Raw genomic sequence first — 24,679 nt, 5'->3', positions numbered from 1 at the left:
AAACTTCTTTCATATAATATCTATTTTCATTCCTTTTTTTGCGTAGCTAATGTCAGTTTCTTTTAAACTGTCCTCCATTTTTTTGAGATCACTGTCATTATGCTTCGGATCGTGGTGAATAAGAATCATTTTCTTAGAGTTCGTAAGTTCTTTAAACTCTTTAGCCATCTTTAAAGTCGAATGACCGAATCCTTTTTTTGTTTCATACTCTTTTTCCGTATACTGTGCATCAAAAAGAATTAGATCTGCGTCTTTTGCAAAGTTTGTCAAATTAATTTCCGACTTTGATTGCAGCTCGCAGTCAGTCATATAAACAAGCTTTTTCCCCATATAGGTAATCTTGAATGAAAGACATCCCCCCGGATGGTTTACTTCAGCTGCTTCTACAAGTATCTTTTCTCCTCCGTCACGCAATTCAAGAGGAATTTCAAGATCCTTATAAATTATATTCGAAGGATATTCCGCAATGGTAAGTGGCCAATAAGGTTTTGAAAATGCCTTTTCTATCTGATGTTCGATAGATTTTTCTTTTAATCTTTTTCCATAAAGTGTTATTGTCTTATCCTTTTTGGATAGTTCCGGAAAAAAGGGAAGTCCGATTATGTGGTCAAGATGTGGATGGGAAAGAATAATATACACATTATCTTTATCCTTTAAATCAGGCGCATTAACAATTCCGGTACCAGCATCCAGAAAAATAACCTGTTTTCCAAGTTCAACCATATAACATGAAGTTTCACCACCGTACAAGTTATATTCCTTTCCACTTACTGGAATAGAACCCCTTGCACCAAGAATGGTAACTGAAAAAATTTTTTCCCCCATATTTTCCCCTTATGAGTCTACCTTCTCATAGCCTTCTATCGTTTCCTTGATAACCTGATTTCGACCTGTTTCCTTGGCAATATACAATCTGGTATCTGCAACCTTGATATTATCTTCTACAGGTACTGACGGATCCATTTCAGCACAGCCAAAACTCATAGTAATTTTGATATCGGTTCCTTCAAAGGTACATACTGAAGCTTCGATTCTTTTCCTGATTCTCTCTGCGACAAATGCACTCTGATCAAGATCTGCCTTAGCAAGGAAAATGATGAATTCCTCACCACCCCATCTGTAAACAGTATCAGATTCTCTGACACTTTCTCTTAAATTCTTCGCAACGTGCTCCAGTACGGCATCTCCCGCATTATGTCCGTAAGTATCATTTACCCTTTTGAAGTGGTCGATGTCACACATAATTACTGAAACAGTTACTTTATCATCGTCAGACCTCTGCATGAGTTTGAGATATTTAGATTTATAATCGCTATGAAGACCCATACGATTTCTAAGCTTTGTCAGCTTATCTGTCTGCGAGTCATCGAGGAAGGTATCCGCCTCAAGAGTAATCCCACAAACAACTGCTGCCAGAGATAGTCTTCTGACATCATGTTCAAGATCAAAGCCCTTGTCATCAAGCTTATTTATAGCCTGATAAGCGCCTATCATTTCTCCTTTGCAATTAAAACAGGGAATTACTAGAATTGATTTTGTGGTATATCCTGTGGATTTATCCACTGAAGAATTGAAATCCGGACAATTGTACGGATCATTTGTTACAATTGGTTTTTTCTCTCTGATGGCACGTCCCACAAGACCTGTGTTCTCATCGATGATGATCTGATCTGTGCCAACAGCAGCATTGGTTATCAGCTTATGATTTATCTTATCCCATTTCCAAAAGCTGCATCTGTCTGCTTCTACAAGTGTTCTTCCAAGCTCAGCAAAAATAGAGAACAGTCCGAAATGATCGTTCCATCCTCCTTCTGCTTCTGCCGTACTCATCTTATTATACAAATCCTGTGTAATATCGAGAGTTCTGTTAAAAAGTGCACTTTGATCACTTTTATCACTATTCATATTATTATCCCTCATAATGCAACAAAACGATGTTACAAGAATATTTTACCATATTTTTATGAGGCAATACATGACATTAGTTTTTCATGCATCAGGATAATTGACAAATCCCTGCATCCATATAGTTCCTTTGAATCTTCTTCCCGGCATGGGTTCGCCCAGAAGATCCTTTTTATTTATACAAACATCAAATATAAGCTCATTGCAGTTGATAGTCATAATCTCAAGTGTCTGTCCTGTCAGGGAATTGGTTTCTTCATGGCATTCCATGATTTCTCCCATAACATTGTACTGATCACATTCAACACCGTGGGGCATGAAGTAGTTATCAACAAGCGTATAGATGTCAGTTGTCTTTATCTGCTTGGAAAGAGCACTATATGTATCCATATCATCTATGGAAAGAGTCTCCATAGCTGTTTCATCGCCTTTTCTGGCTTTATGCATCAGCTTTTCTCTTTCCCTGGTTCTCTTTTTTGCAAAATTTTTATCACTATCGGTTTTGGCGATAGGCATCATTATAGTTCCTTTAAGAGAAAGGGCTGACATCGTAAGCGTAGTTCCTCTTATGGGGAATCTGTTTTCATTCTGAACCTTGATATAAGGAATCATGTTCTGCAGATAAAAAATAACAGTTACTCCTACTCTAAGGTCATCACAAACTCCGGCATAGGATTCTCTACTTGCGTGTCTGGATACGGTTATGTCTTCCTCAGTAGTGATGCGGGTTCCTCTGACATATGGATAATAATAGTCATAAAGGAATTTGTCCTGCTCATTAAATTCTCCGCAGACGCAAATTCCGATCCCGTCGGCGAAATCCTTGCAGAATTCTCCCAATAATTTTTCACCGTCCTTAGTTACATAGGATCTTGAATCAGCCTGCTGAACAGTCATAGCTATAAGCTGCTGAATATCGTCTCTGCTTTTGAAATTCTCAAAACCGATTGCTCTTAGGTAATTATGCATGGATTTCACCTCCTTTCCATACCTTCAATTTTTTCTCATGTATGAAGGTTATATTTTTCTAAATTTATTTTACAGGTATAAGTTTTTCCTTGCCGCCCATATAAGGTCTGAGTGCTACAGGCACATTAACAGATCCGTCTGCATTGAGATTGTTCTCAAGAAATGCAATAAGCATACGCGGAGGTGCCACTACTGTATTGTTAAGTGTGTGAGCAAGGTAATTTCCATCCTTACCCTTGATTCTGATTTTCAGTCTTCTAGCCTGAGCATCTCCAAGGTTAGAGCAGCTTCCAACTTCGAAGTACTTCTTCTGTCTCGGTGACCATGCCTCTACGTCACAGGACTTGCATTTAAGATCCGCAAGATCACCTGAACAGCACTCAAGTGTACGAACCGGAATATCCATGGAGCGGAAAAGATCAACTGTGTTCTGCCAAAGCTTGTCATACCACATTTTTGATTCTTCAGGCTTACATACAACGATCATCTCCTGTTTCTCAAACTGATGAATTCTATATACGCCTCTCTCCTCTATACCATGAGCACCTTTTTCTTTTCTGAAGCAAGGTGAATAGCTTGTAAGGGTCTGAGGAAGGTCTGCCTCTTCAATCTGCTGTTCCTTGAATTTTCCGATCATTGAGTGTTCACTTGTTCCAATAAGGTAAAGATCTTCTCCTTCAATCTTATACATCATAGCTTCCATCTCAGGGAAACTCATAACACCTTCAACAACATTTCCATGAATCATGAAAGGAGGAATGCAATAAGTAAATCCTCTGTCAATCATGAAGTCTCTTGCATAAGAAATAACAGCTGAGTGAAGTCTTGCTATATCTCCCATGAGGTAATAGAAACCGTTTCCTGCAACTCTTCTTGCAGCATCAAAATCGATTCCGTTAAATCTCTCCATAATGTCTGTGTGATAAGGAATTTCAAAATCCGGCACCACAGGCTCTCCGAATTTTTCAATCTCAACATTTTCGGAATCATCCTTACCAATCGGAACACTCTCATCAATGATCTGAGGAATGACCATCATGATTTTAAGAACTTTATCATCAACAATTTTCTGATTTTCTTCAAGGTCTGCAAGTCTCTTTGCATTAGCAGCAACCTCTGCCTTTTTCGCTTCAGCTTCCTCTTTCTTGCCCTGAGCCATCAATGCTCCGATTTCTTTGGAAATCTTGTTTCTGCTTGCACGAAGATCATCTGCTTCCTGCTGATTTTTTCTTCTCTCATTGTCGAGTTCTATAACTTCATCAACAAGCGGGAGTTTTTCATCCTGGAATTTCTTTTTTATGTTTTCTTTAACTACATCAGAATTTTCTCTTAAGAATTTAATATCTATCATTTTATTTTCCCCTTTTATTATTCTGCAGTTAATCGCAGATTATTATTTTCCATATTCCATCGCTTCATTCAAAGCAATCTGTTCTTCATCTCCAAGTTCCAGTTTACATTTTCCGTTTACTATTTCCTTGGAGTATGAGTAGCAACCATCTGTACTGTGTACTGAATTTAATAAGAAACCATTGTTATCTTCATCCAGAAGAGCTATTGAATATGAAAGCTGTCCACCCATTTGGTTGAAAGCATCATACTTGATTATTCCGACCTTTTGGAAACATGAAGCCAGGCGATCATATAATCTATTTATGTCTTTTTGATTCTTTTCTGTCGTTTTTCTGATAACTTGATTTTCTTCAAATAAAGCTACTATTTCATCTTCAAGGGAAGCTGCTTCCTTTCCCTTCATGAATCTTGAAATTTGATTCTTAATTGCTTTTATCTTATTACCCTGAATTATAACAATTATTAGCAGCACTATTATAATCACAAGCAGTGCCAAAAGTATATAAGCAATATCTATGTTTAGTCCTAACTGGTCAAAAAGATTACTGTTCATATTGCCACTCCTACCTGTAAAGTTTTTCTGTTATTTTTTCAAGATCATCTGTACTGTAAAACTCGATTTCAATTTTACCGGTTCCATCTCCCTTAGGTGATATTGATACCTTTGTTCCGATAGCCTGTGTACATTTTTCTTCAAGTTCTCTGTATGCAGATTCGACACTTGAATTAAGCTTATTTAGTTCTTTCTTTTTCTTAGGTTCTTTACCAAGATTCTTAACAAGCTTTTCTGTGTCTCTTACACTCATCTTTTGATCAAAGATTTGCTCGGCGATTTTTAATTGTTCTTCCTTATTTTCTATTGAAATAAGTGCTCTGGCATGACCGGTTGAAAGTTTACCGTCTATTACCATCTGACGAACTTCTTCACAGAGTTTCAAAAGTCTAAGTGAGTTAGTAATGGCAACTCTGCTCTTAGATACTTTTTCAGCAACAACATCCTGTGTATAGCCAAAGTCATCTATAAGCTTTTTATATGCAAAAGCTTCATCGATAGGATTAAGATCATCTCTTTGAATATTATCGATAAGAGCATATTCGGCAATTTCTTGCTCTGTGAGATTTTTAATAATTACCGGAACTTCTTTAAGTCCTGCCTTCTTAGCTGCGCGCCATCTTCTCTCACCACCGATTATTTCATAATGATCTTTTCTATCCTGAACTATCAGAGGATTTATAATTCCATGTTGTTTAATAGAATCTGAAAGCTCTAATAATTTATCTTCATCAAATGTTTTTCTGGGCTGATCTCTATTTGGTTCAACTTTAGTAATATTTACAATTACTACCTGTCCTTCTTCATTATCAGCTTCAACTTTTTTCTTAGATGCAGGTGCCGGAGCAATCAGTGCATCAAGACCTTTACCTAAACCTCTCTTGGTATTTTTCGGTGCCATTTATTTACCTCTTTCTATATATAATGTATCTTATGTTTCACGTGATACATCATATTGTAGTTACATTAAAATTTTCTTCCTATTACTTCATCTGCAAGAAGTCTGTATGCTTCTGCTCCTGCAGACTTTGTATCATATAGATTAATCGGAAGTCCATAGCTGGGTGCTTCTGCTAAGCGAATATTTCTCGGAATAATTGTTTTATAAACATTTTCTGAAATATGATCCTTAACATTTTCAACTACCTGCATTGAGAGATTAGTTCTGGAATCATACATTGTAAATATAACTCCCTCCATCTGCAATGAATTGTTCAATCTCTCTTTCACCAGATTAACTGTGTGAACTAACTGGCTTAATCCTTCAAGAGCATAATACTCACATTGAATGGGAACAAGTACTGTATCTGCTGTTGTCATTGCATTGATTGTGAGCATGCTAAGTGAAGGAGGGCAATCAATAATAATAAAGTCGTAATGATCTCTTATTTTCTCAATTGCTTTCCTCAAAATAAATTCCTTTTCTTCCATATCTATCAGTTCAATCTCAACAGCTGCAAGATTTACATTGGAAGGAATTATATCTACGCCATCTACAACATTTATATATAGTGCATCATCTACCTTGCAATCACCAATAAGTAATTCATATATTGTATTCTCTAATTGATTTTTGTTAAGACCAAATCCACTTGTAGTATTACCCTGGGGATCTGTATCGATGACTAGTACTTTCTTTCCTTTTTCAGCAAGAGTTGCCGACAGATTAATTGATGTTGTTGTCTTACCCACACCACCTTTTTGGTTTGCAATCGCAATCGCACGTCCCATACTTTTCTCTCCCTCTTCAGTTTTCTTTCTTAATCAACTTTTAAATTATAGCACAGTTTTATAGACACAGTTTCAAAATTATAATGTAAATTATCTTTATTTTTTATACAATATTCATCTAATTAATGTTTCACGAGATTTTTTTACTATATATTGGGTCTCTATGTTTCACGTGAAACTATTTATTGTGGAAATAAATTTTCATATAAAAATGTTTCACGTGAAACAAATAGTTGTCTTTCAAATCTGTAATACAATATATTGTATTATAAAATATATTTATGTTTCTAATGCTTATAAAGGTTTCTTTTGAGGGGTACCTGCTTTTCTTGGATACTTTGAAGAAGTCTTTTGAACTTTATCTATAATACATATCGTTCTCTTAATATCTGTATCAGGAAGACAAAATTCTTCTACAAGTTTTGTCTTGCCCCCTAAAAGAAAAATAGCATTTTTTGCATCAGCTACTTCCTCTACACCTTTATCACCTTTGTATGCAATGAAAGATCCTCCAACTTTCACATATGGAAGATCATATTCGCAAAGCGTTGATAATCCAGCTACTGCTCTTGAAACTGCAATATCAAATTTTTCTCTTAGCTCTCCATTTTTTGAATCCGAATAATCTTCTGCCCTGCCATGAACAGTTTTAATAGATCCTGATTCATTTAAGTTTAAACTATCTATTACTGTATCAAGAAATGTAATTCGCTTTTGAAGTGAATCTAGTAATGTAACATTCAATTTAGGAAACACTATCTTTAAAACGATACCGGGAAATCCAGCTCCGGTACCAACATCAATTAAAGATAAAGCTTCTTTCGAAAAATCAAAATATTTTGATGATGCTATAGAGTCAACAAAGTGTAACTTACAGACATCATCAAATTCGGTTATTGCAGTAAGATTAATTTTATTATTCCAATCAATAAGAAGTTCATAATAATCTTCAAATTGTTTTATCTGCTTATCAGATAATTTAATATTTAAACTATTAAAGTCTTTTATCATAGAATCAAAATTGTGATTCATAAAATAATCCTTTCAAATAACCATATATTGTGTTTCACGTGAAACAATTAGCAGAATTAGTGGTTTGAATTTTTTCTGTAGTTTTCAAGGTAAACTAATAATACAGAAATATCCGCAGGATTTACTCCACTAATTCTTGATGCCTGACCCACATTAACAGGTTTGAATTTTTTAAGATTAGCACGTGCTTCAAGACGTAGACTTATTACATCGTCATAATCGATGTCAGCAGGAATCTTTTTATTTTCCATTTTCTTGAATTTATCTACCTGCCTCTGCTGTCTCTCAATATAGCCTTCATACTTAATATTTATTTCAACTTGTTCTATAACATCCTTACTAAGTTCGGGCCTTTCCGGATCAAGTTCTGCAATATTGTAATAATTCAGCTCCGGTCTGCATATAAGTTCAGCTATAGATGCTGCAGTCTTAAGTCTTGGTGAATCATGTCTGTCCATAAAATCTTGAACATCCTTTGATGCACCAACCTTGAGCTCTTTTAATCTTGCTGTTTCTTTTTCAATAAGTTCCTCTTTTAATAAAAGTGCTTTATATTTATCTTCTGGAATAAGACCAACTTCATAGCCTTTTTTCCTAAGTCTGATATCTGCATTGTCCTGACGCAGAAGTAATCTATATTCAGCTCTTGAAGTCATCATCCTGTAAGGTTCGAGATTATCCTTTGTAACAATGTCATCAACAAGAACTCCGATATAACCTTCTGATCTGTCTATGGAAAGGTATGGCTTTCCTAAGATTTGCATACATGCATTTATACCTGCATACAAACCTTGAGCCGCAGCTTCTTCATAGCCACTACTTCCGTTAAACTGACCAGCACTAAAAAGACCTCTTATTTTCTTTATTTCAAGAGTAGGATAAAGTTGTCCCGAACATAAACAATCATATTCGATGGCATAAGCGTTTTTTACAATTACACAATTTTCAAGTCCCGGAACAGATCTATACATTTGTATCTGAACATCTTCCGGCATAGAAGAAGACATACCATCAACATACATCTCATTTGTATGTGTTCCTTCCGGTTCTATAAAAACTTGATGTCTTATCTTGTCTGGAAATTTTACAACTTTGTCTTCTATTGAAGGGCAATACCTAGGACCTATGCCTTCTATAATGCCAGCATAAATAGGTGATCTATCTATGTTATTTCGTATAATTTCATGTGTTTTTTCATTTGTATATGTGAGATAACAATTATGTTGCTGCTTCTGTATATCATCAGGATTTGTATCAAACGAAAAAGGAACAACCGGTGTATCACCTGTCTGAATTTCCATTTTGGAATAATCTATTGTATTTCCATCCATTCTTGCAGGAGTACCTGTTTTAAATCTTCTGAGTTCAACACCACCATCAATAAGTGATTGTGATAAAAGATTAGAAGGCTGTAATCCATTAGGACCTGTATATGAAATAGACTCACCGCAAAGACATCTGCTTTTAAGATATGTTCCAGTGCATAATACTACTGCCTTACTTTTATAAGTAAGACCTGTTACAGTTTTTACTCCGGAAATCTTTTTTTCGTAACCTTCTTCAATTAAGTCTTTATCAGTAGAAATGTCATCATAAAGGATTTCCTTTATCTCAGCCTGCTTTACAATAAGATTTTTCTGAGCCTGCAAAATCATTCTCATAGATTTTGAGTATTCAAGCTTATCTGCCTGAGCTCGTAATGAATGTATTGCTGGACCCTTTGACTTATTAAGCATTTTGGATTGAAGATAGGTCTTATCAATGTTTTTTCCCATCTCACCACCAAGAGCATCAATCTCACGAACAAGATGTCCTTTCGAAGAACCACCTATATGAGGATTACAGGGCATGAAAGCAATATTATCAACACTTAAAGTGAAGATAATTGTCTTTAATCCCAGTCTTGCAGCTGCAAGTCCTGCCTCACATCCGGCATGTCCTCCACCTATTACTATCACATCATAATTATCAACTATCATTTTTTATTTACCCATACAGAATTTTGAAAAAATTTCTTCAACAAGATCATCATCAACTTCCTGTCCGATTATTTCCCCTAAGAAAGAATAAGCATTCATAAGGTCAATTGAATAAAAGTCTTCTGACATTGCTGCTTCGATACTTGCCTGAACTTTTTTCAAACTGTCACATGTATTTAATAATGCTTCTTTTTGTCTAATATTTGTAATATATATTTCTTCTTTGGGAGCAATGTTCCCATTAAAAAACATATCAGTAATTATTTTTTTTAAATCTTCTATTCCTGTATCATCCACCATTGAAGTTTTGATTACAGGAATATCATTGCCGTATATTTTATGTATATCATTTTCGAGTATAGATATTCTGTCACTGATATCATTTTTATTTAATAATACAATTACATGATTATTTTTTATAAGTTCTGATATTCTTTCATCGTCGGATATTTCATCGTCTGTAGAATCAATAATATACAAAATAAGATCTGCACTTTGCGCTGACTGTACAGCCCTCTCTACACCAATCTTTTCTACTTTATCATCTGTATCTCTTATGCCTGCTGTATCAAGAACTCTTAAAACAATATCATCAAGTCTAATAGTTTCTTCTATAATATCTCTTGTAGTTCCTTCTATATCAGTTACGATTGCCTTTTCTTCACCGGCAAGTTTATTTAAAAGAGATGATTTTCCGGCATTTGGCTTTCCTATAATAACTGTTTTAATTCCTTCTTTTCTAATAATACCTTCATCGGAAGTACCTATCAGATAATTAAGGCGACTAATCCAGTCTTCATTCTTTTCTTTTAATCTTTCATCATATCCAGTCAGATCATAATTTTCAGGGTCATCTATTGCAGATTCAATGTATGCCATTTCATAAAGAATTTCTTTTCTTATTTCTTCTATTTTATTAAAAAGAATTCCACCAAGCTGCCTCTCTGAATTTTTCATTGAAAATTCATTTTGAGCATGGATGAGATCCATTACAGCCTCTGCTCTTGTAAGATCAATTCTACCATTCAAAAAAGCTCGCTTTGTAAACTCACCGGGTTCTGCAAGTCTACATCCATTTTTTATAAGAAGATTCAAAATGGATTCCATAATAAGTCGTCCACCATGAGAATTGATTTCAACCACATCCTCTTTGGTATAGCTTCTGGGTGCTTTCATTAATGAAACCATTACTTCATCAACTTTATTTTCATTCTCATCTACAATAAAACCATAGCTTATCGTATGAGAATCTTTATTTAATAATGAATGATTTCCCTTTGCATCAACATACAATTTACTTGCTATGCTAAGTGCCTTTTCACCACTAATTCTTATAATACCTATACCTGCATCTATCATAGCAGTGGCTATTGCACAAATAGTATCTTCCTTGAAGAACATATTATTATCCTCAAAATGTAACAAGAGCTGCCAATTGAAATTATTTTAAATTCAATGGCAGCTCTAAGCATACAAATTATTTCTTAAGAGTTACAACAACTCTTCTAAAAGGTTCCTCACCTTCACTGTGAGTTGTTACATACTTATCAGCCTGAAGAGCCGAATGAATAATTCTTCTTTCATAAGGATTCATAGGCTCGAGTGAAACTGACTGTCTGTTTTTACGAACCTTGTAAGCAATGTTCTTAGCAAGATTCTCAAGAGTTGCTTTTCTTCTGCTTCTGTAATTTTCTGTATCTACCTTAACATGAATATAATCTTCACTGCCTCTGTTTACAACAAGAGAAATAAGATACTGAAGAGAATCGAGTGTCTGTCCTCTCTTACCGATAAGAACACCCATCTCATCTCCGGAAAGTTCAACTTCAAGAACTTTATCTGTCTCATTATACTTGGCATCAACAGTAACCTTCATGTTCATTGCGCCAAAAACATTTGCAAGGAATTCCTTAGCTCTGTTAATAAATTCATGATCATAAACATAAGAAATCTGTTTTTCTTCTGTTTTTTCTTCCTTCTTAACTTCAGGAGCTTTTTCTTCCTTAACTTCCTTTTTCTTAGGCTTTTCTTCTTTTTTTACTTCTACTTTCTTCTCTTCTACTGTTTCTTTTACTTCCTGCGTTTTTTCTTCGGAAGCACTCTTTACTCTTGCTCTTATCACAGCAGGTTTAACATTTAAACCAAGAAATCCTGTGGAACCTGTAGAAATTACTTCATATTCAAGATTGTCGCTTGTTACCATAAGCTGTGCGCATGCTTCAGTTATGCATTCATCAACAGTCTTTTTTGAAATCTCGATATATTCCATTTTTTTAATCCCCTATCAATTATTTTTCTGATCAAATTCTTTAACCATATTTGCTCTGGCAAGAAGACTTTTTTTGTTAGCCTTACCGGACTTATAAATCTCGTCAGCTTTTTTCAAACCCTCTTCCTTCTCCTGTTCAGAACGAGTTGAAGTATAAGAATTCATTGTTCTTGTATTTACATTTGCAAAACGATTCATCTGAGGAGTAGATTTCATTTCCTCAAGTTTTTTATTATACTTTTCCGTATTCTTTGCAATCTCAGCATCTATGTCCATCTTATCAATATGCTTGTTAATGAATATCTGCTGAATTGTACGTACTACAGCACCTGCAATCCAGTAAATACCAAGACCTGCAGGGAATGAAAATGTAAAAAACAGAGACATCAAAGGCATCATCATGTTCATTGTCTTCATGGAATTTGCCATCTGAGCTGCCTGATCATTAGGGTCATTAGACTGCTGTGCAGGCTGAGGCATAAGTTTAATGCTTATCCACTGTGTAAGACATGAAAGAACAGGAATAATAAGGGCAATAATAAATAATCCAAATGACTTATTATGCCATGCATTCTGAACCATGAAAGTAGGTGAATCACCTATATTAAGACCTAAAAAGCTATTGTACTTATTAAGTAATGTATGAGTACTTGTTATTGAATCAGAAAGATTGCCAAATTTTTCAGTAAGTGAAGCCCAATCAGCAGAAGATGCTTTATAAAGGACATCAATAAATGTATTCTCAATGTGAGATACATCACCTGATAAAAATGCATCTGCCTTAAACTGCTTTGAGTACTGTGAAGCACTTGAAAGAGTCTGCAGGAAATCACTTGCACCTGCAGTATTTCTGAGCTGCTCTACTAAAGGATAGAAAGAATTCTTAATCTGACCAACATAAGCAGGCATTGAATAAATTACACGATAAAGAGCAACCATTATAGGAAGCTGAATAACAAGCTGAACACAGCTACCTGTCTGTGAAACACCATACTTAGCATAAAGAGCTTTTATCTCTTCCTGCTGAGCAAGCATGGAATCATTATCTTTTTTTCCTTTGTACTTAGCCTGAATAGCCTGAAGCTCAGGATTCATTCTGGCCTGAAGCTTAGAAAACTTCTGCTGCTTATAGGTAAGCGGCATAAGAAAAAGATACATTATAATAGTAAATAAAATAATAGCAAGACCGGTACTTGGAATACCAATCTTATCAAGAACTATGAAAATCCAATTCATTATGTGACCAAGGACCCATGCGATAGGACCGACAATTTTTCCCTGGTACTGTGTTAACGCAACAATGTTCAAAACCAACCCTCCGATACTTACGGTACAGGATCATAACCACCGCTGGAAAAAGGATTACATCTTATAATTCTCCAGGCAGCAAGCAAACTTCCTTTAATAGCACCGTATTTTTCTATTGCTTCTAATCCGTACTGCGAACAAGTCGGAATATACGGACATTTTGTTCTCTTCATTGGAGAAACATACTTTTGATATAGTTTAATCAGTAATATCAGTATTTTCTTCATCTTGCACCTCATCATTTTTTCTTAGATGAGACTTTTCGGCCAAATATAAAAAGGATTTTTCAATATCAAAATAACTTGCATCCTTTGCACGGGATCTGGCCACGACTACTATATCTAAACCACTATTAAATATATTTTCGTGTAGTCGGTAAACTTCTCGAACTAGTCTTGCAAACCTGTGCCTTACAATACTGTTCCCAACTTTCTTGCTAACTGAAATTCCGAGTCTGTTCATATCGGTTTGATTCTCTCTGAGATAAACAACAATATTCTTATCTGCGTAGCTTTTACCGGTTTTATAAACAAGCTGAAAATCAGCAGTCTTTTTTAAACTTTCTGTTTTTTGCATTTAATCAATCCATTTAATGTGCTCTTCTATGAGCAACATAATTCGTAGAAATATGAAAATACGCGAATATGCATCTATGCACATTCGCGTAACAAGACCACAACATTATGTGGTCCTTATTATGCAGATATTTTCTTTCTACCCTTAAGTCTTCTGGCAGCAAGTACCTTTCTGCCTCCCTTAGTTGCCATTCTTGCTCTAAAGCCGTGAACACGAGCTCTCTGAAGCTTATGCGGCTGATAAGTTCTCTTCATAGTCGAAATACACCTCCTTTTACTATCTATTTAGCAAATAAAATAATTGTCTGAATCAGAAAAAATCGTTGTTATTATAATAAAATTAAGCATTTCCGTCAAGTAAAAAAAATATTGTGGATAACTTATAAAAAAGTTTTAAAAAAAATGAATCAACATATGGTGTAAAAAAAAGTTATCCACATCTAAATGTTGATTTTGTGGATAAATTGTTATTATCTGTAAATTTATTTTTTTTATCCACAAAATGTGGATTAGATGTGGAAAACATTTCCGATAAAAAAATCACAATTTCGAAAAAGCCAGTAATAATGCGCCTTAAAGGAAGTGAATAATTAATAGCTACTTTTCCACTTTTCCACTCTATGCATGATTATTATTATCATGAAAAATTTTTTTATAAAAAGTTATCCACAATTTCTGCCTGTTTGATATTTATTTTTCCATAGGATAAAATAAACTCTAAACTTACAATGGGAGAAAGTTATGGAAAAAGCTACAGAAATAACACAAAAACTGGCTGATAATTTTGAAAGCCTGAAAGAAGAAATCAGAGTGGAGCTTGGTATGACAGCTATTTCTTTTGATACCTGGATCAAGCCCCTGTCATTTTATAAATATGATAACGGTACTGTTATTATTCTAATCCCCTTTGATGATACCAACTTTTTAAGTTATATAGAGAGAAAATATCAGAAATTCTTTAAGGTAACTCTCTCTGAGTTTCTAAATGAAAATGTTGAGATAGAATTTCTTTTGGAAAAAGATGCTCATATTAATAATGAAGAAACTACTTCAAAAAATGAAAATGAGACTAAAATAAATCAGAACAACTACGAATTTTCAGGACTTAATTCAAAATACATTTTTGATACATATGTAGTAGGTGGAAATAACAGATTTGCTTACAATGCATCTCTTGCAGTAGCTGAATCACCGGGAGAAGCTTATAATCCTCTTTTCCTTTACGGAGGACCCGGTCTTGGTAAGACTCACCTTATGCATGCAATCGGACATTTCATTATTGAAAACCATCCTAATTTTAAGGTTTTATATGTTACTTCAGAGCAATTTACAAATGAAGTTATTGAATCTATCAGAAGTGGTAAAGCTGAAGCAATGAGCAGACTTCGTGATAAATATCGCACAGTTGATGTTCTGATGGTTGATGATGTTCAGTTTATTATAGGAAAAGAAAGTACTCAGGAAGAATTTTTCCACACCTTCAATGTACTCCATCAGTCCGGTAAGCAGATCATTATTTCATCAGATAAGCCTCCGAAAGAAATGGAGACTCTTGAAGAAAGATTCAGATCCAGATTTGAGATGGGACTCATTTCAGATATTCAGGCTCCCGATTATGAAACAAGAATGGCAATCCTTAAAAAGAATGCTGAAAGCTATTCAAAACACATAGACGATGAGATATTTGAATACATTGCTACCAATATCAAATCTAACATCAGAGAACTTGAAGGTGCTTATAACAAAATAATCGCCTTTTCACGTTTAAATAATGTAGAGATTACTTTAGACAATGCAAAAGAAGCTCTTAAGGATATTATTTATCCAGATGTATCCAAGGTTATAACAATTCCTCTTATTATAAGTACTGTTTGCGAACAATACGGAGTTAAGCAGGAAGATATCGCTTCAAAGAAAAGAAATAAAGAAATAGTTCTTCCAAGACAGATTGCTATGTATCTTGCCAGAGAACTTACAGATTCTCCGCTTGAAGAGATAGGAAAATCCTTGGGCAAAAAAGATCATACTACTGTAATGAGCGGTATCAATAAGATAAAGGATCTTTTATCAGTGGATGAAGATCTAAGAAGAAACCTTGATATTATTAATAAGAAACTAAACCCTTCAGTGTGATAAAGTGGATAACTCAGTTTATAAATACTTTATAAATTGTTTATAAACTGAGGATAGGAGTGGAAAACTATTTTATAGTCTCAAATCGCAAAATTTGGCTTGTGTACAACAATTTATTTTTCAACATTAAATTTTTATTTATCAACTATTAAAAATTTGTAAATAAGCCAGATAAATTGTATAATAGATAGGGATTTCCACATATCAACACCTATTATTATTTATATTATTAAATATTATTAATTTATTATATATATGGAGATATGTGCATAATTTTATCTCGTTGAAGGGAGTTTTTAATTCATGAAGTTCGTTTGTTCCAAATCAAATCTTATTGCAGGATTGCAGATTGTATCCAAGGCTGTTCCCAATAAGACAACAATGTCAATTTTGGAGTGCATTCTTGTAGATGCAACAGAGGGAGTAATTAAGTTCATCGCTAATGATATTGATCTTGGAATTCAGACAGAGCTTGATGGTAATATTATCGAGAGAGGTTATATCGCTATTGATGCAAAGATATTCTTTGATATCATCAGGAAGCTTCCTGACAGTGATGTTACCATAGAAGCTGATGCAAACGGTAAGGTTACCATAAGCTGTGAAAAGGCAAAATTCAGTATTGTAGGAAGAAATGCCGATGATTTCACCTATCTTCCCAATATAGAGAGAATAGACGGAATATCAGTATCTCAATATACTCTGAAAAATATTATTCAACAGACTATATTTTCTATTGCGGAAAACGATGCCAATAAAATGATGAGCGGAGAGCTTTTTGAGATAAATCAGGATACACTCAAACTGGTTTCTCTTGACGGACATCGTATTTCTATCCGAAAAATTAAACTTCAAAACAGTTATGAATCAAAGAAAGTAGTAGTTCCCGGTAAAACTTTGTCTGATATAAGCAAGATTATATCTGATAGCACAGAGAACAATGTTGATATCTTCTTTACAGATAAGCACATTTTGTTTGAGTTTGACAGAACTATTGTGGTTTCAAGACTTCTTGAGGGTGAGTATTTCAATATTGATCAGATGCTTTCAAGTGATTATGAAACCAAGATGACAATATCAAGAAAAGAAATGCTTGATTGCATCGACAGAGCTACTCTTCTCGTAAAAGAAGGTGATAAAAAGCCGGTTATCATCTCTATTACTGACGAAAAAATGGAATTGAAGATAAATTCAACCATTGGAAGTATGGATGAAGAGATTGATATAGAAAAGCAGGGTAAAGATCTTATTATAGGCTTTAATCCTAAGTTTTTGATTGATGCCCTCAGAGCAATTGATGACGAAAGTATTGATATTTATATGGTTAATCCCAAAGCTCCCTGCTTCATAAGGGATAAGGATTCAAATTATATTTATCTTGTACTTCCTATTAACTTTACAACAGTGAGCTAAGAAAATGGAAAAGATAACAGTTAATTTAAGAGATGGAGACGAATTTATAAAGCTTGGACAGGCTATGAAAAAGGCCGGTCTTGAGGAATCCGGTGTTGATGCAAAAGTTGATATTCAAAACGGTCTTGTGAAAGTAAACGGTGAAGTTGAAACAAGACGTGGACGTAAGCTTTATAGCGGGGACACTGTTGAGTACGAAGGTGTTCAGGTACAAATTGAGAAATGATAATAAAATCATTAGAACTTACAGATTTTAGAAATTACGAGAATTTAAAAATTGAATTCAGCAGCGGAACCAACATTCTTTATGGTGATAATGCTCAGGGAAAAACAAATATTCTTGAAGCAATTTTTCTTGCTGCTACTACTAAGTCTCATAAGGGAAGCAAAGACAAAGAGATAATTTCCTTCGGTAAGGAAGAGGGACATATAAGAACCATTATTGAAAGAGATGGCGCTTCGTACCGTGTGGATATGCACCTTAGAAAAAGTAAATCCAAAGCGATTGCTATAGATTCACAAAAAATAAGAAAAGCTTCCGATCTGGTAGGAAGATGCAATGTTGTATTTTTTTCTCCAGAAGATCTTAGTATCATAAAAGATGGTCCGGCAGAGAGGCGAAGATTTATGGATATGGAGCTTTGCCAGCTGGATCAAATTTATTTAGAGAATCTTGCAAAATACAATAAGCTTATAACAGAAAGAAATAAAGTATTAAAAGATATGTTTGAACATCCTGAAAACAGTGTTTTACTAGATGTTCAGGATAAGCAGCTTCTTGAATACGGATCTGTAATAATTAAATCCAGGGAAAAATTCATAAAGGATTTATGCGAAATAATAGATCCAATTCACAATAAGCTTACCGGTGGAAGAGAAAAACTGAAAATTTACTATGAACCCAATGTAACTGCTTCGGAATATGAAAATAAACTGGCTTCATCGAGACAAAAAGATATTTATCTGAAGCAGACGACAGTAGGACCTCATAAAGATGATTTTTCATTTAATGTAATTACAGAAAATGTTCCCGAAGAAATAGATATCAGAAAATACGGATCACAGGGACAACAGAGGACAGCCTCGTTGTCGCTTAAGCTTTCGGAAATTGAAATCGTAAAAAAATCAAAAAAAGAAAATCCTGTTCTCTTACTTGATGATGTTTTATCGGAGCTTGACAGCAACAGACAAAATTATCTTTTAAACACAATTGGAGATATTCAGACAATCATTACTTGTACAGGATTAGATGAATTTGTTAACAATCGTTTTGAAATAGATAAGGTATTCAGAGTTGTGAACGGAAGTATACCTGAAGAATAAGAGGATAAAAATGAGTAACGAAGGAAACAATTACGGTGCGGATCAAATACAGATACTTGAAGGACTTGAGGCAGTAAGAAAAAGACCCGGAATGTACATTGGTACAACTGCAGCAAGAGGACTTCATCATCTGGTATATGAGATTGTTGATAACTCAGTAGATGAGGCACTTGCCGGATTCTGTGATCATATTGAAGTTAATATAAATGCAGATAATACTATCACTGTCATGGATAACGGACGTGGTATTCCTGTTGATGTTAACCATAAATCAGGACTTACCGGAGTTGAAGTAGTATTTACAATTCTTCATGCCGGCGGTAAGTTCGGCGGTGGCGGTTATAAAGTATCCGGAGGACTTCATGGAGTTGGAGCTTCTGTAGTTAATGCCCTCTCCGAGTGGCTTGAAGTTGAGGTAATGAGAGGCGGAAAAATATATCAGCAGCGATATGAGAGAGGAAAAGTTTGTTTTCCTCTTAAAGAGATCGGAACCACAGAAGCAGAAAAGTCAGGAACAAAGGTATCTTTTAAACCTGATGCCCTCATTTTCAAAGAGACAACTGTCTTTGATTTTAATGTATTAAAACAAAGGCTTAGAGAAATGGCGTTTCTTACAAAGGGACTCAGTATTACTTTAAGAGATTATCGCGTAGCTGAAGGAGAAGAAATTATCGAGCAGAACTTCTGCTACGAAGGCGGTATCAAGGAATTTGTGCAGTATCTCAATAAGAGTAAGACTGTTCTTTATGATCAGATTATGTATTTTGAGGGAAATAAAAATAATGTTCAGGTGGAAGTTTCTCTCCAGCATAATGATTCATTTAATGAGAGCACATATACATTCGTTAATAATATAAATACTCCTGAGGGAGGAACTCATCTTGAGGGCTTCAAGGTTGCACTTACGAAGACCTTTAATGATTATGCAAGAGAAAAGAAGATGCTCAAGGATAATGAGGAAAATCTCACAGGTGATGATATCCGCGAGGGTCTTACCTCAATTATCAGCGTAAAAATTGAAGATCCTCAGTTTGAGGGACAGACCAAACAAAAGCTTGGAAATTCTGAGGCAAGAGGTGCAGTTAACAGTATTGTTTCTGAACAGCTTACGTATTTCCTTGAACAGAATCCTCAGGTTGCCAAGGTTATACTCGAGAAAGCTATTCTTGCTCAGCATGCAAGAGATGCTGCAAGAAAGGCAAGAGATCTTACAAGAAGAAAATCAGCCCTTGATGGACTTGGACTTCCCGGAAAGCTTGCGGATTGTTCCGATAAGGATCCCAAAAATTGTGAGATTTTCATAGTTGAGGGAGATTCCGCGGGCGGATCCGCAAAGACTGCAAGATCAAGAGCAACACAGGCTATTCTTCCGCTTAGAGGTAAAATTCTGAACGTTGAAAAAGCAAGAATAGACAAAATATACGGAAATGCTGAAATTAAGGCAATGATTACTGCCTTTGGTACAGGTATTCATGATGATTTTGATATCGAAAAGCTTCGTTACAACAAAATCATTATTATGACTGATGCCGATGTTGACGGTGCTCATATTGCAACACTTATGCTCACTTTCCTTTACAGATTTATGCCTGAGCTTATTAAAACAGGCCATGTTTATCTTGCTCAGCCTCCGCTTTACAAGCTTGAGAAGAACAAAAAGATCTGGTATGCATATAGTGATGAAGAATTAAATAAAATCCTCAACGATGTAGGACGAGATCAGAATAATAAGATTCAGAGATATAAGGGACTTGGAGAGATGGATCCCGAACAGCTTTGGGAGACAACCATGGATCCCGACAGACGAGTACTTCTTCGTGTAAATATTGATGAGGAAGCTGAATCTGATATTGATGTTACGTTTACAACACTTATGGGTGACAAAGTAGAACCCAGACGTGAATTTATTGAGAAAAACGCGAAATTTGTTAAAAACCTTGATATTTAAGAGGATAAAAAATGGCTGATAACAATAACAACAATAATAATGGTGAAAACCTTTCGGATGATGTATTCGATCAGGTGACCACCGACAGAATAAAGGAAGTAGATCTTCAGAAAACCATGGAGTCGGACTATATCGACTATGCCATGAGTGTTATCGCATCCCGTGCACTTCCGGATGTAAGAGACGGACTTAAGCCTGTTCAGAGAAGAATTCTCTACTCCATGATCGAACTTAATAACGGTCCCGACAAGCCTCATCGTAAATGTGCACGTATTGTCGGTGATACAATGGGTAAATTCCACCCCCATGGTGACAGCTCTATTTATGGATCTTTGGTAAATATGGCTCAGCCCTGGTCAATGAGATACTGCCTGGTCGACGGACACGGTAACTTCGGATCTGTAGATGGTGATGGCGCAGCTGCCATGCGATATACAGAGGCAAGACTTACCAAGATATCAATGGAGATGACGGCTGATATCAATAAAGATACGGTCGATTTTACACCTAACTTTGATGAGACAGAAAAAGAGCCTGCTGTACTTCCCGCAAGATTTCCGAATCTTCTTGTAAACGGAACTACAGGTATCGCCGTTGGTATGGCAACAAATATTCCACCTCACAATCTTCGTGAGGTTATTGCTGCTGTTGTAAAGATGATCGACAACAGAGTAAATGAGGATAGAGCTACAGATATAGAGGAGCTTCTTCCGATTGTTAAAGCACCCGATTTTCCTACAGGTGGTATAATTCTCGGCACCAGAGGTGCAGAGGAGGCTTATAGAACAGGAAGAGGAAAAGTAGTTGTTCGTGCGGTTACAGATATTGAGGCAATGCCCAATGGTAAGAGCAGAATCATTGTTACTGAGCTGCCTTATCTTGTTAATAAGGCCAATCTTATAGCAAAAATAGCCGAGCTTGTAAAACTTAAAAAGCTAGATGGTATAACAGCTCTTCGCGATGAATCAGACCGTGAGGGTATGAGAGTTGTTATTGAACTGCGACATGACGTAAATGCAAACGTTATGCTCAACAGACTGTTTAAGCATACACAGCTTCAGGATTCCTTTGGAATCATTATGCTTTCACTTGTAAATAATGAGCCCAAGATACTTGGACTTGTTGATATGCTTCATCACTATATCGTCCATCAGGAAGAAGTAGTGACAAGAAGAACCAGATATGATCTAAACAAGGCTGAGGAAAGAAATCATATTGTTGAGGGATTGCTCATAGCCCTTGATAATATCGATGAAGTAATCAAGATTATTCGCGGAAGCAAGACTGTTCAGATAGCAAAAGAACAGTTGATGGAACGCTTTGGATTATCTGATGCTCAGGCACAGGCTATCGTTGATATGCGTCTTCGTACTCTCACCGGCTTGGAGAGAGACAAGCTTGAGCAGGAGCACGCAGAACTCTTAAAGAGAATCGAAGAATTGAAGCTTATTCTTTCAGATAAAAAGGTTCTCCTTGGAGTAATAAGAAAAGAAATCACAGAAATTTCCGATAAATACGGTGATGATCGTAAGACACAGATCGGACATGATGATTCCGATATCAACATTGAGGACATGATTCCAAATGTTAATACGGTTATTGCTATGACAAACGTAGGCTATATCAAACGTATGTCTATTGATAACTTCCGTGCGCAAAACCGCGGAGGTAAGGGAATAAAGGGAATATCCACAATTGAGAACGATTATGTGGAAGACCTTCTTATGACTACAACCCACAATTACATTATGTTCTTTACTAACAAGGGTCGTGCATACAGACTTAAGGCTTATCAGATTCCAGAAGCATCAAGAACATCAAGGGGAACAGCTATTGTTAATTTACTCCAGCTTTCTCCCGAAGAAAAGATAACTGCGACTATTCCGATAAAGGAGTATACAGAAGAAAAGAATCTGTTTATGGTTACCAAAAAGGGAACTGTAAAAAAGACTCCTATAATGGAATTTGCAAATGTAAGAAAGAACGGCCTTACAGCAATTAATCTCGATGATGATGACGAACTTATAGAGGTTAAGACCACAAAGTCTGATTCTGAGATATTCCTTATTACCAGAAACGGAATGTGCATTAGATTTAAGGAGACAGATGTTAGACCTACCGGAAGAACATCAATGGGTGTAAGAGGAATTATGCTCGGCGACCAGGATGAGGTTGTTGGAATGCAGCTTAATTCCCAGGGTGATTCACTTCTTATAGTTTCTGAAAAAGGATTTGGAAAGAGAACCGAGCTTTCAGAATTCCACATCCAGCTTCGCGGTGGAAAAGGTGTAAAGTGCTACAAGATTACTGAGAAGACCGGTAATGTAATAGGTGTAAAGGCTGTTAAGGATGAACATGAAATCATGATGATAACTGACAGCGGAATACTTATTCAGCTTCGAATGGAGGAAATAACCATTCACGGAAGAGTGACCTCCGGTGTTAAGATGATAAATCTAGATAAGGGTGTCAGTGTAGTAGCAATTGCGAAGGTACGTGAAAAGGTATCAAACGGTGACGAAGAATTTGAAAATATCGAAGATGCCATGGAAGAGATACCCGAAGGCGAAGAAATAGTTCCGGATGATGATTTTGATGATGAAGAGATAGAAGAATCCGAAGATAGTGCTGAAGATACAGATGAAGAGTAAATCTTATGAGAGTTGGACTTTTAATATCCGAATTTAAAGACAATAATACATGTGATATTTGTCTTGGAGCAGATGCGGCTGCCAGGGACTTAGGGGTAGAGCTTGTCATTTTTCCCGGTAAAGTAATGATTACTGATAAGAATTATAGCGAAGAAAGAGCCTATGATTATCAGTATCAGGCAGTTTATGACTATATCTATGAAGCCGGTTTTGATGGACTTATTGTGGATATAGAGCATATCGGAAATAAAGCTCCTATTCTCAAAAAGGAAGCATTTTTGAAGCAATTCGGTAAAAAACCGCTTCTTACTCTTTCGAATATGGAAGGCTTCGAGTGCGTATCCTATGCAAAGGATACAGATTCCTATGAAAAGGGTTTTCTTGCAATTGAACAGATTATCAGGAAAATATCCGGTAATGAAGTAAAAGCAAAAAGGCAGAAAATAAACAGCCTTTCAAAGGAATCCATAATTAATATTATAGGAAAAACCGCACGTTTCTCAGAGATTGCATCACAGGCTAATTACTCTAAAGAGAATTATGATGAATCTGTAAAGAAAATGGAAAAGTGCTTTGATAACATAGAAGTATTTTTCCTTGAAAATCCTCAGATATGTTCCTTAAAAAAGGGATGGAATGTGCCTAAGCACTGTAAAAGAATAATAATTATCAAAGACGGAAAGGCCGGAAAAAAAGAGAAAATCAAGGATATGGAGACATCTGATATTTTTGATCTATCGGAAATAAAAGGCACTAAGGTCATTAGAAACATATTCAGAAAAGATAAGCAGTACGGATTCTTTATTATGGGATTTGATGACTCTTTCAGAATAGAGAATTACGATGATCTTATTACCGGAATTATTCTTAGCTCAATAAGAATAAATTTCCTCAAAAAATTCCTGTATGACACAGAGAAAGAGCTTACACAGTGTCAGGAAGAACTTGCAAGAGATGGTTCGGTCCTTGATCATATCGGTGATGAGGACTATCTTACAGATCTTCCGAACAGAAGAGGATTTTTTGCAAAGGCTTATGATCTTCTTAAATCCGATTTCAAAGAAGGAACCTATGCCGTAGTTGCATATATTGATATGGATTCACTTAAAAATATCAATACAATTCACGGTCATGATGAGGGAGACAATGCTGTTAAAAGGGTTGCCGAAATCCTTAAGGAAGTGTTCGGTGAAAACAGTGTTTGCGGAAGAATAAGAGGAGATGAATTCGCTGTAATAGAAGTTACGACAGAGGAAGACAAAGCTGAAGAACTTCGTACAGAGATGGCCAGACAGAATAACAAGCTTCTTATGGATAATACTAAATATCTGAATCATCTGATTTATTCAATCTGCGAATTCGATTATGAGGAAAGCCTGTCTCTTAGAGAAATGCTGAAGGAAACGGATGACAATTTAAAGAATATGCGCCGTATGGAGACCATAGGAAAATAAAAAAACAGTTAAGTATATTTTTAGAATTTACAAGGTTGTGAAAATAACAAAAACAAGATAAAATGTGCTTAATTGGAGTACTA

22 protein-coding genes are annotated in these 24,679 nt (G+C 35.5%); 7 read left to right on the top strand and 15 right to left on the bottom strand.

Translation table 11 applies throughout. The features are described from left to right. Nucleotides 1-9: 9 nt before the first annotated feature. From BMW61_RS11295 to rpmH, 15 genes are all read right to left on the bottom strand, one after another. On the bottom strand, nt 10-825 hold the full coding sequence (locus BMW61_RS11295; protein ID WP_091821956.1) for an MBL fold metallo-hydrolase: 816 nt from the start codon (nt 823-825) through the stop codon (nt 10-12). A 9-nt stretch (nt 826-834) separates the two neighbouring features. Beyond that, nucleotides 835-1,905, bottom strand: coding sequence for a sensor domain-containing diguanylate cyclase (locus BMW61_RS11290; RefSeq protein ID WP_175475168.1), 1,071 nt, complete (start codon nt 1,903-1,905; stop codon nt 835-837). Between the two features lie 84 nt (nt 1,906-1,989). After that, entirely contained in the window at nt 1,990-2,874 is an 885-nt protein-coding gene (locus BMW61_RS11285) for a DUF3881 family protein (protein ID WP_091821950.1), read from the bottom strand. Between the two features lie 64 nt (nt 2,875-2,938). Beyond that, nucleotides 2,939-4,225, bottom strand: coding sequence for a serine--tRNA ligase (gene serS, locus BMW61_RS11280; protein ID WP_091821948.1), 1,287 nt, complete (start codon nt 4,223-4,225; stop codon nt 2,939-2,941). A 42-nt stretch (nt 4,226-4,267) separates the two neighbouring features. Then, nucleotides 4,268-4,780: a DUF4446 family protein gene (locus tag BMW61_RS11275; protein ID WP_022761805.1), complete on the bottom strand. Its 513-nt coding sequence runs from the start codon at nt 4,778-4,780 to the stop codon at nt 4,268-4,270. Nucleotides 4,781-4,790: 10 nt separating this feature from the next. After that, nucleotides 4,791-5,681 carry a ParB/RepB/Spo0J family partition protein gene (locus BMW61_RS11270; RefSeq protein ID WP_022761804.1) on the bottom strand — a complete coding sequence of 297 codons (891 nt, stop codon included), beginning with the start codon at nt 5,679-5,681 and terminating at the stop codon, nt 4,791-4,793. 65 nt (nt 5,682-5,746) lie between these two features. Next, complete coding sequence (locus tag BMW61_RS11265) at nt 5,747-6,511, bottom strand: ParA family protein (protein WP_022761803.1); 765 nt, start codon at nt 6,509-6,511, stop codon at nt 5,747-5,749. Between the two features lie 294 nt (nt 6,512-6,805). Next, the gene (gene rsmG, locus BMW61_RS11260; RefSeq protein ID WP_022761802.1) at nt 6,806-7,543 is read right to left on the bottom strand and encodes a 16S rRNA (guanine(527)-N(7))-methyltransferase RsmG; all 738 of its coding nucleotides are present in this window, start codon (nt 7,541-7,543) and stop codon (nt 6,806-6,808) included. Nucleotides 7,544-7,599: 56 nt separating this feature from the next. Beyond that, nucleotides 7,600-9,522: a tRNA uridine-5-carboxymethylaminomethyl(34) synthesis enzyme MnmG gene (mnmG, locus tag BMW61_RS11255; protein WP_091821945.1), complete on the bottom strand. Its 1,923-nt coding sequence runs from the start codon at nt 9,520-9,522 to the stop codon at nt 7,600-7,602. Nucleotides 9,523-9,525: 3 nt separating this feature from the next. After that, complete coding sequence (mnmE, locus tag BMW61_RS11250; RefSeq protein ID WP_091821942.1) at nt 9,526-10,923, bottom strand: tRNA uridine-5-carboxymethylaminomethyl(34) synthesis GTPase MnmE; 1,398 nt, start codon at nt 10,921-10,923, stop codon at nt 9,526-9,528. 76 nt (nt 10,924-10,999) lie between these two features. Then, nucleotides 11,000-11,791, bottom strand: coding sequence for an RNA-binding cell elongation regulator Jag/EloR (gene jag / locus BMW61_RS11245; RefSeq protein ID WP_022761799.1), 792 nt, complete (start codon nt 11,789-11,791; stop codon nt 11,000-11,002). A gap of 15 nt (nt 11,792-11,806) precedes the next feature. Further along, nucleotides 11,807-13,099, bottom strand: a complete 1,293-nt coding sequence (locus tag BMW61_RS11240) for a YidC/Oxa1 family membrane protein insertase (RefSeq protein WP_091821940.1) — start codon at nt 13,097-13,099, stop codon at nt 11,807-11,809. A 17-nt stretch (nt 13,100-13,116) separates the two neighbouring features. Beyond that, nucleotides 13,117-13,326, bottom strand: a complete 210-nt coding sequence (yidD, locus tag BMW61_RS11235) for a membrane protein insertion efficiency factor YidD (protein WP_026498410.1) — start codon at nt 13,324-13,326, stop codon at nt 13,117-13,119. Then, complete coding sequence (rnpA, locus tag BMW61_RS11230) at nt 13,298-13,675, bottom strand: ribonuclease P protein component (RefSeq protein WP_091821937.1); 378 nt, start codon at nt 13,673-13,675, stop codon at nt 13,298-13,300. The genes yidD and rnpA overlap by 29 nt, the downstream gene beginning before the upstream one ends. A gap of 119 nt (nt 13,676-13,794) precedes the next feature. Next, entirely contained in the window at nt 13,795-13,929 is a 135-nt protein-coding gene (gene rpmH / locus BMW61_RS11225; RefSeq protein ID WP_022761795.1) for a 50S ribosomal protein L34, read from the bottom strand. A 486-nt stretch (nt 13,930-14,415) separates the two neighbouring features. On the opposite strand from rpmH, the gene dnaA reads away from it, so the two are divergent. The 7 genes from dnaA (at nt 14,416) to BMW61_RS11190 (ending at nt 24,596) form a co-directional block, all read left to right on the top strand. Next, entirely contained in the window at nt 14,416-15,807 is a 1,392-nt protein-coding gene (dnaA, locus tag BMW61_RS11220; RefSeq protein ID WP_022761794.1) for a chromosomal replication initiator protein DnaA, read from the top strand. A gap of 303 nt (nt 15,808-16,110) precedes the next feature. Next, nucleotides 16,111-17,220, top strand: a complete 1,110-nt coding sequence (gene dnaN, locus BMW61_RS11215) for a DNA polymerase III subunit beta (protein ID WP_022761793.1) — start codon at nt 16,111-16,113, stop codon at nt 17,218-17,220. 4 nt (nt 17,221-17,224) lie between these two features. Further along, a complete protein-coding gene (locus BMW61_RS11210; protein WP_091821934.1) occupies nt 17,225-17,446 on the top strand; it encodes an RNA-binding S4 domain-containing protein in 222 nt (73 codons plus the stop codon). After that, a complete protein-coding gene (recF, locus tag BMW61_RS11205; RefSeq protein WP_022761791.1) occupies nt 17,443-18,543 on the top strand; it encodes a DNA replication/repair protein RecF in 1,101 nt (366 codons plus the stop codon). Before BMW61_RS11210 ends, recF begins: the two co-directional genes overlap by 4 nt. Nucleotides 18,544-18,553: 10 nt before the next feature. After that, nucleotides 18,554-20,491, top strand: coding sequence for a DNA topoisomerase (ATP-hydrolyzing) subunit B (gene gyrB / locus BMW61_RS11200; protein ID WP_022761790.1), 1,938 nt, complete (start codon nt 18,554-18,556; stop codon nt 20,489-20,491). An 11-nt stretch (nt 20,492-20,502) separates the two neighbouring features. Next, nucleotides 20,503-23,142, top strand: a complete 2,640-nt coding sequence (gene gyrA, locus BMW61_RS11195; protein WP_022761789.1) for a DNA gyrase subunit A — start codon at nt 20,503-20,505, stop codon at nt 23,140-23,142. A 5-nt stretch (nt 23,143-23,147) separates the two neighbouring features. Beyond that, nucleotides 23,148-24,596 carry a GGDEF domain-containing protein gene (locus BMW61_RS11190; protein ID WP_091821932.1) on the top strand — a complete coding sequence of 483 codons (1,449 nt, stop codon included), beginning with the start codon at nt 23,148-23,150 and terminating at the stop codon, nt 24,594-24,596. The last annotated feature ends 83 nt before the right edge of the window (nt 24,597-24,679 follow it).

This window comes from Butyrivibrio sp. ob235, assembly GCF_900109475.1.
Lineage (GTDB): Bacteria > Bacillota > Clostridia > Lachnospirales > Lachnospiraceae > Butyrivibrio.
This window is presented reverse-complemented; position numbering and strand designations above follow the sequence as displayed.

Excerpts from the sequence above, each read along its gene's own strand:
- gyrA (WP_022761789.1), top strand. The coding sequence starts at position 20,503 with ATGGCTGATAACAATAACAACAATAATAATGGTGAAAACCTTTCGGAT.
- BMW61_RS11190 (WP_091821932.1), top strand. The coding sequence starts at position 23,148 with ATGAGAGTTGGACTTTTAATATCCGAATTTAAAGACAATAATACATGT.
- rnpA (WP_091821937.1), bottom strand. The coding sequence starts at position 13,675 with ATGCAAAAAACAGAAAGTTTAAAAAAGACTGCTGATTTTCAGCTTGTT.
- dnaN (WP_022761793.1), top strand. The coding sequence starts at position 16,111 with ATGAAGTTCGTTTGTTCCAAATCAAATCTTATTGCAGGATTGCAGATT.
- mnmG (WP_091821945.1), bottom strand. The coding sequence starts at position 9,522 with ATGATAGTTGATAATTATGATGTGATAGTAATAGGTGGAGGACATGCC.
- mnmE (WP_091821942.1), bottom strand. The coding sequence starts at position 10,923 with ATGTTCTTCAAGGAAGATACTATTTGTGCAATAGCCACTGCTATGATA.
- serS (WP_091821948.1), bottom strand. The coding sequence starts at position 4,225 with ATGATAGATATTAAATTCTTAAGAGAAAATTCTGATGTAGTTAAAGAA.
- BMW61_RS11210 (WP_091821934.1), top strand. The coding sequence starts at position 17,225 with ATGGAAAAGATAACAGTTAATTTAAGAGATGGAGACGAATTTATAAAG.
- gyrB (WP_022761790.1), top strand. The coding sequence starts at position 18,554 with ATGAGTAACGAAGGAAACAATTACGGTGCGGATCAAATACAGATACTT.
- BMW61_RS11295 (WP_091821956.1), bottom strand. The coding sequence starts at position 825 with ATGGGGGAAAAAATTTTTTCAGTTACCATTCTTGGTGCAAGGGGTTCT.
- BMW61_RS11285 (WP_091821950.1), bottom strand. The coding sequence starts at position 2,874 with ATGCATAATTACCTAAGAGCAATCGGTTTTGAGAATTTCAAAAGCAGA.
- rpmH (WP_022761795.1), bottom strand. The coding sequence starts at position 13,929 with ATGAAGAGAACTTATCAGCCGCATAAGCTTCAGAGAGCTCGTGTTCAC.
- BMW61_RS11270 (WP_022761804.1), bottom strand. The coding sequence starts at position 5,681 with ATGGCACCGAAAAATACCAAGAGAGGTTTAGGTAAAGGTCTTGATGCA.
- BMW61_RS11275 (WP_022761805.1), bottom strand. The coding sequence starts at position 4,780 with ATGAACAGTAATCTTTTTGACCAGTTAGGACTAAACATAGATATTGCT.
- dnaA (WP_022761794.1), top strand. The coding sequence starts at position 14,416 with ATGGAAAAAGCTACAGAAATAACACAAAAACTGGCTGATAATTTTGAA.
- jag (WP_022761799.1), bottom strand. The coding sequence starts at position 11,791 with ATGGAATATATCGAGATTTCAAAAAAGACTGTTGATGAATGCATAACT.
- BMW61_RS11290 (WP_175475168.1), bottom strand. The coding sequence starts at position 1,905 with ATGAATAGTGATAAAAGTGATCAAAGTGCACTTTTTAACAGAACTCTC.
- rsmG (WP_022761802.1), bottom strand. The coding sequence starts at position 7,543 with ATGAATCACAATTTTGATTCTATGATAAAAGACTTTAATAGTTTAAAT.
- yidD (WP_026498410.1), bottom strand. The coding sequence starts at position 13,326 with ATGAAGAAAATACTGATATTACTGATTAAACTATATCAAAAGTATGTT.
- recF (WP_022761791.1), top strand. The coding sequence starts at position 17,443 with ATGATAATAAAATCATTAGAACTTACAGATTTTAGAAATTACGAGAAT.
- BMW61_RS11265 (WP_022761803.1), bottom strand. The coding sequence starts at position 6,511 with ATGGGACGTGCGATTGCGATTGCAAACCAAAAAGGTGGTGTGGGTAAG.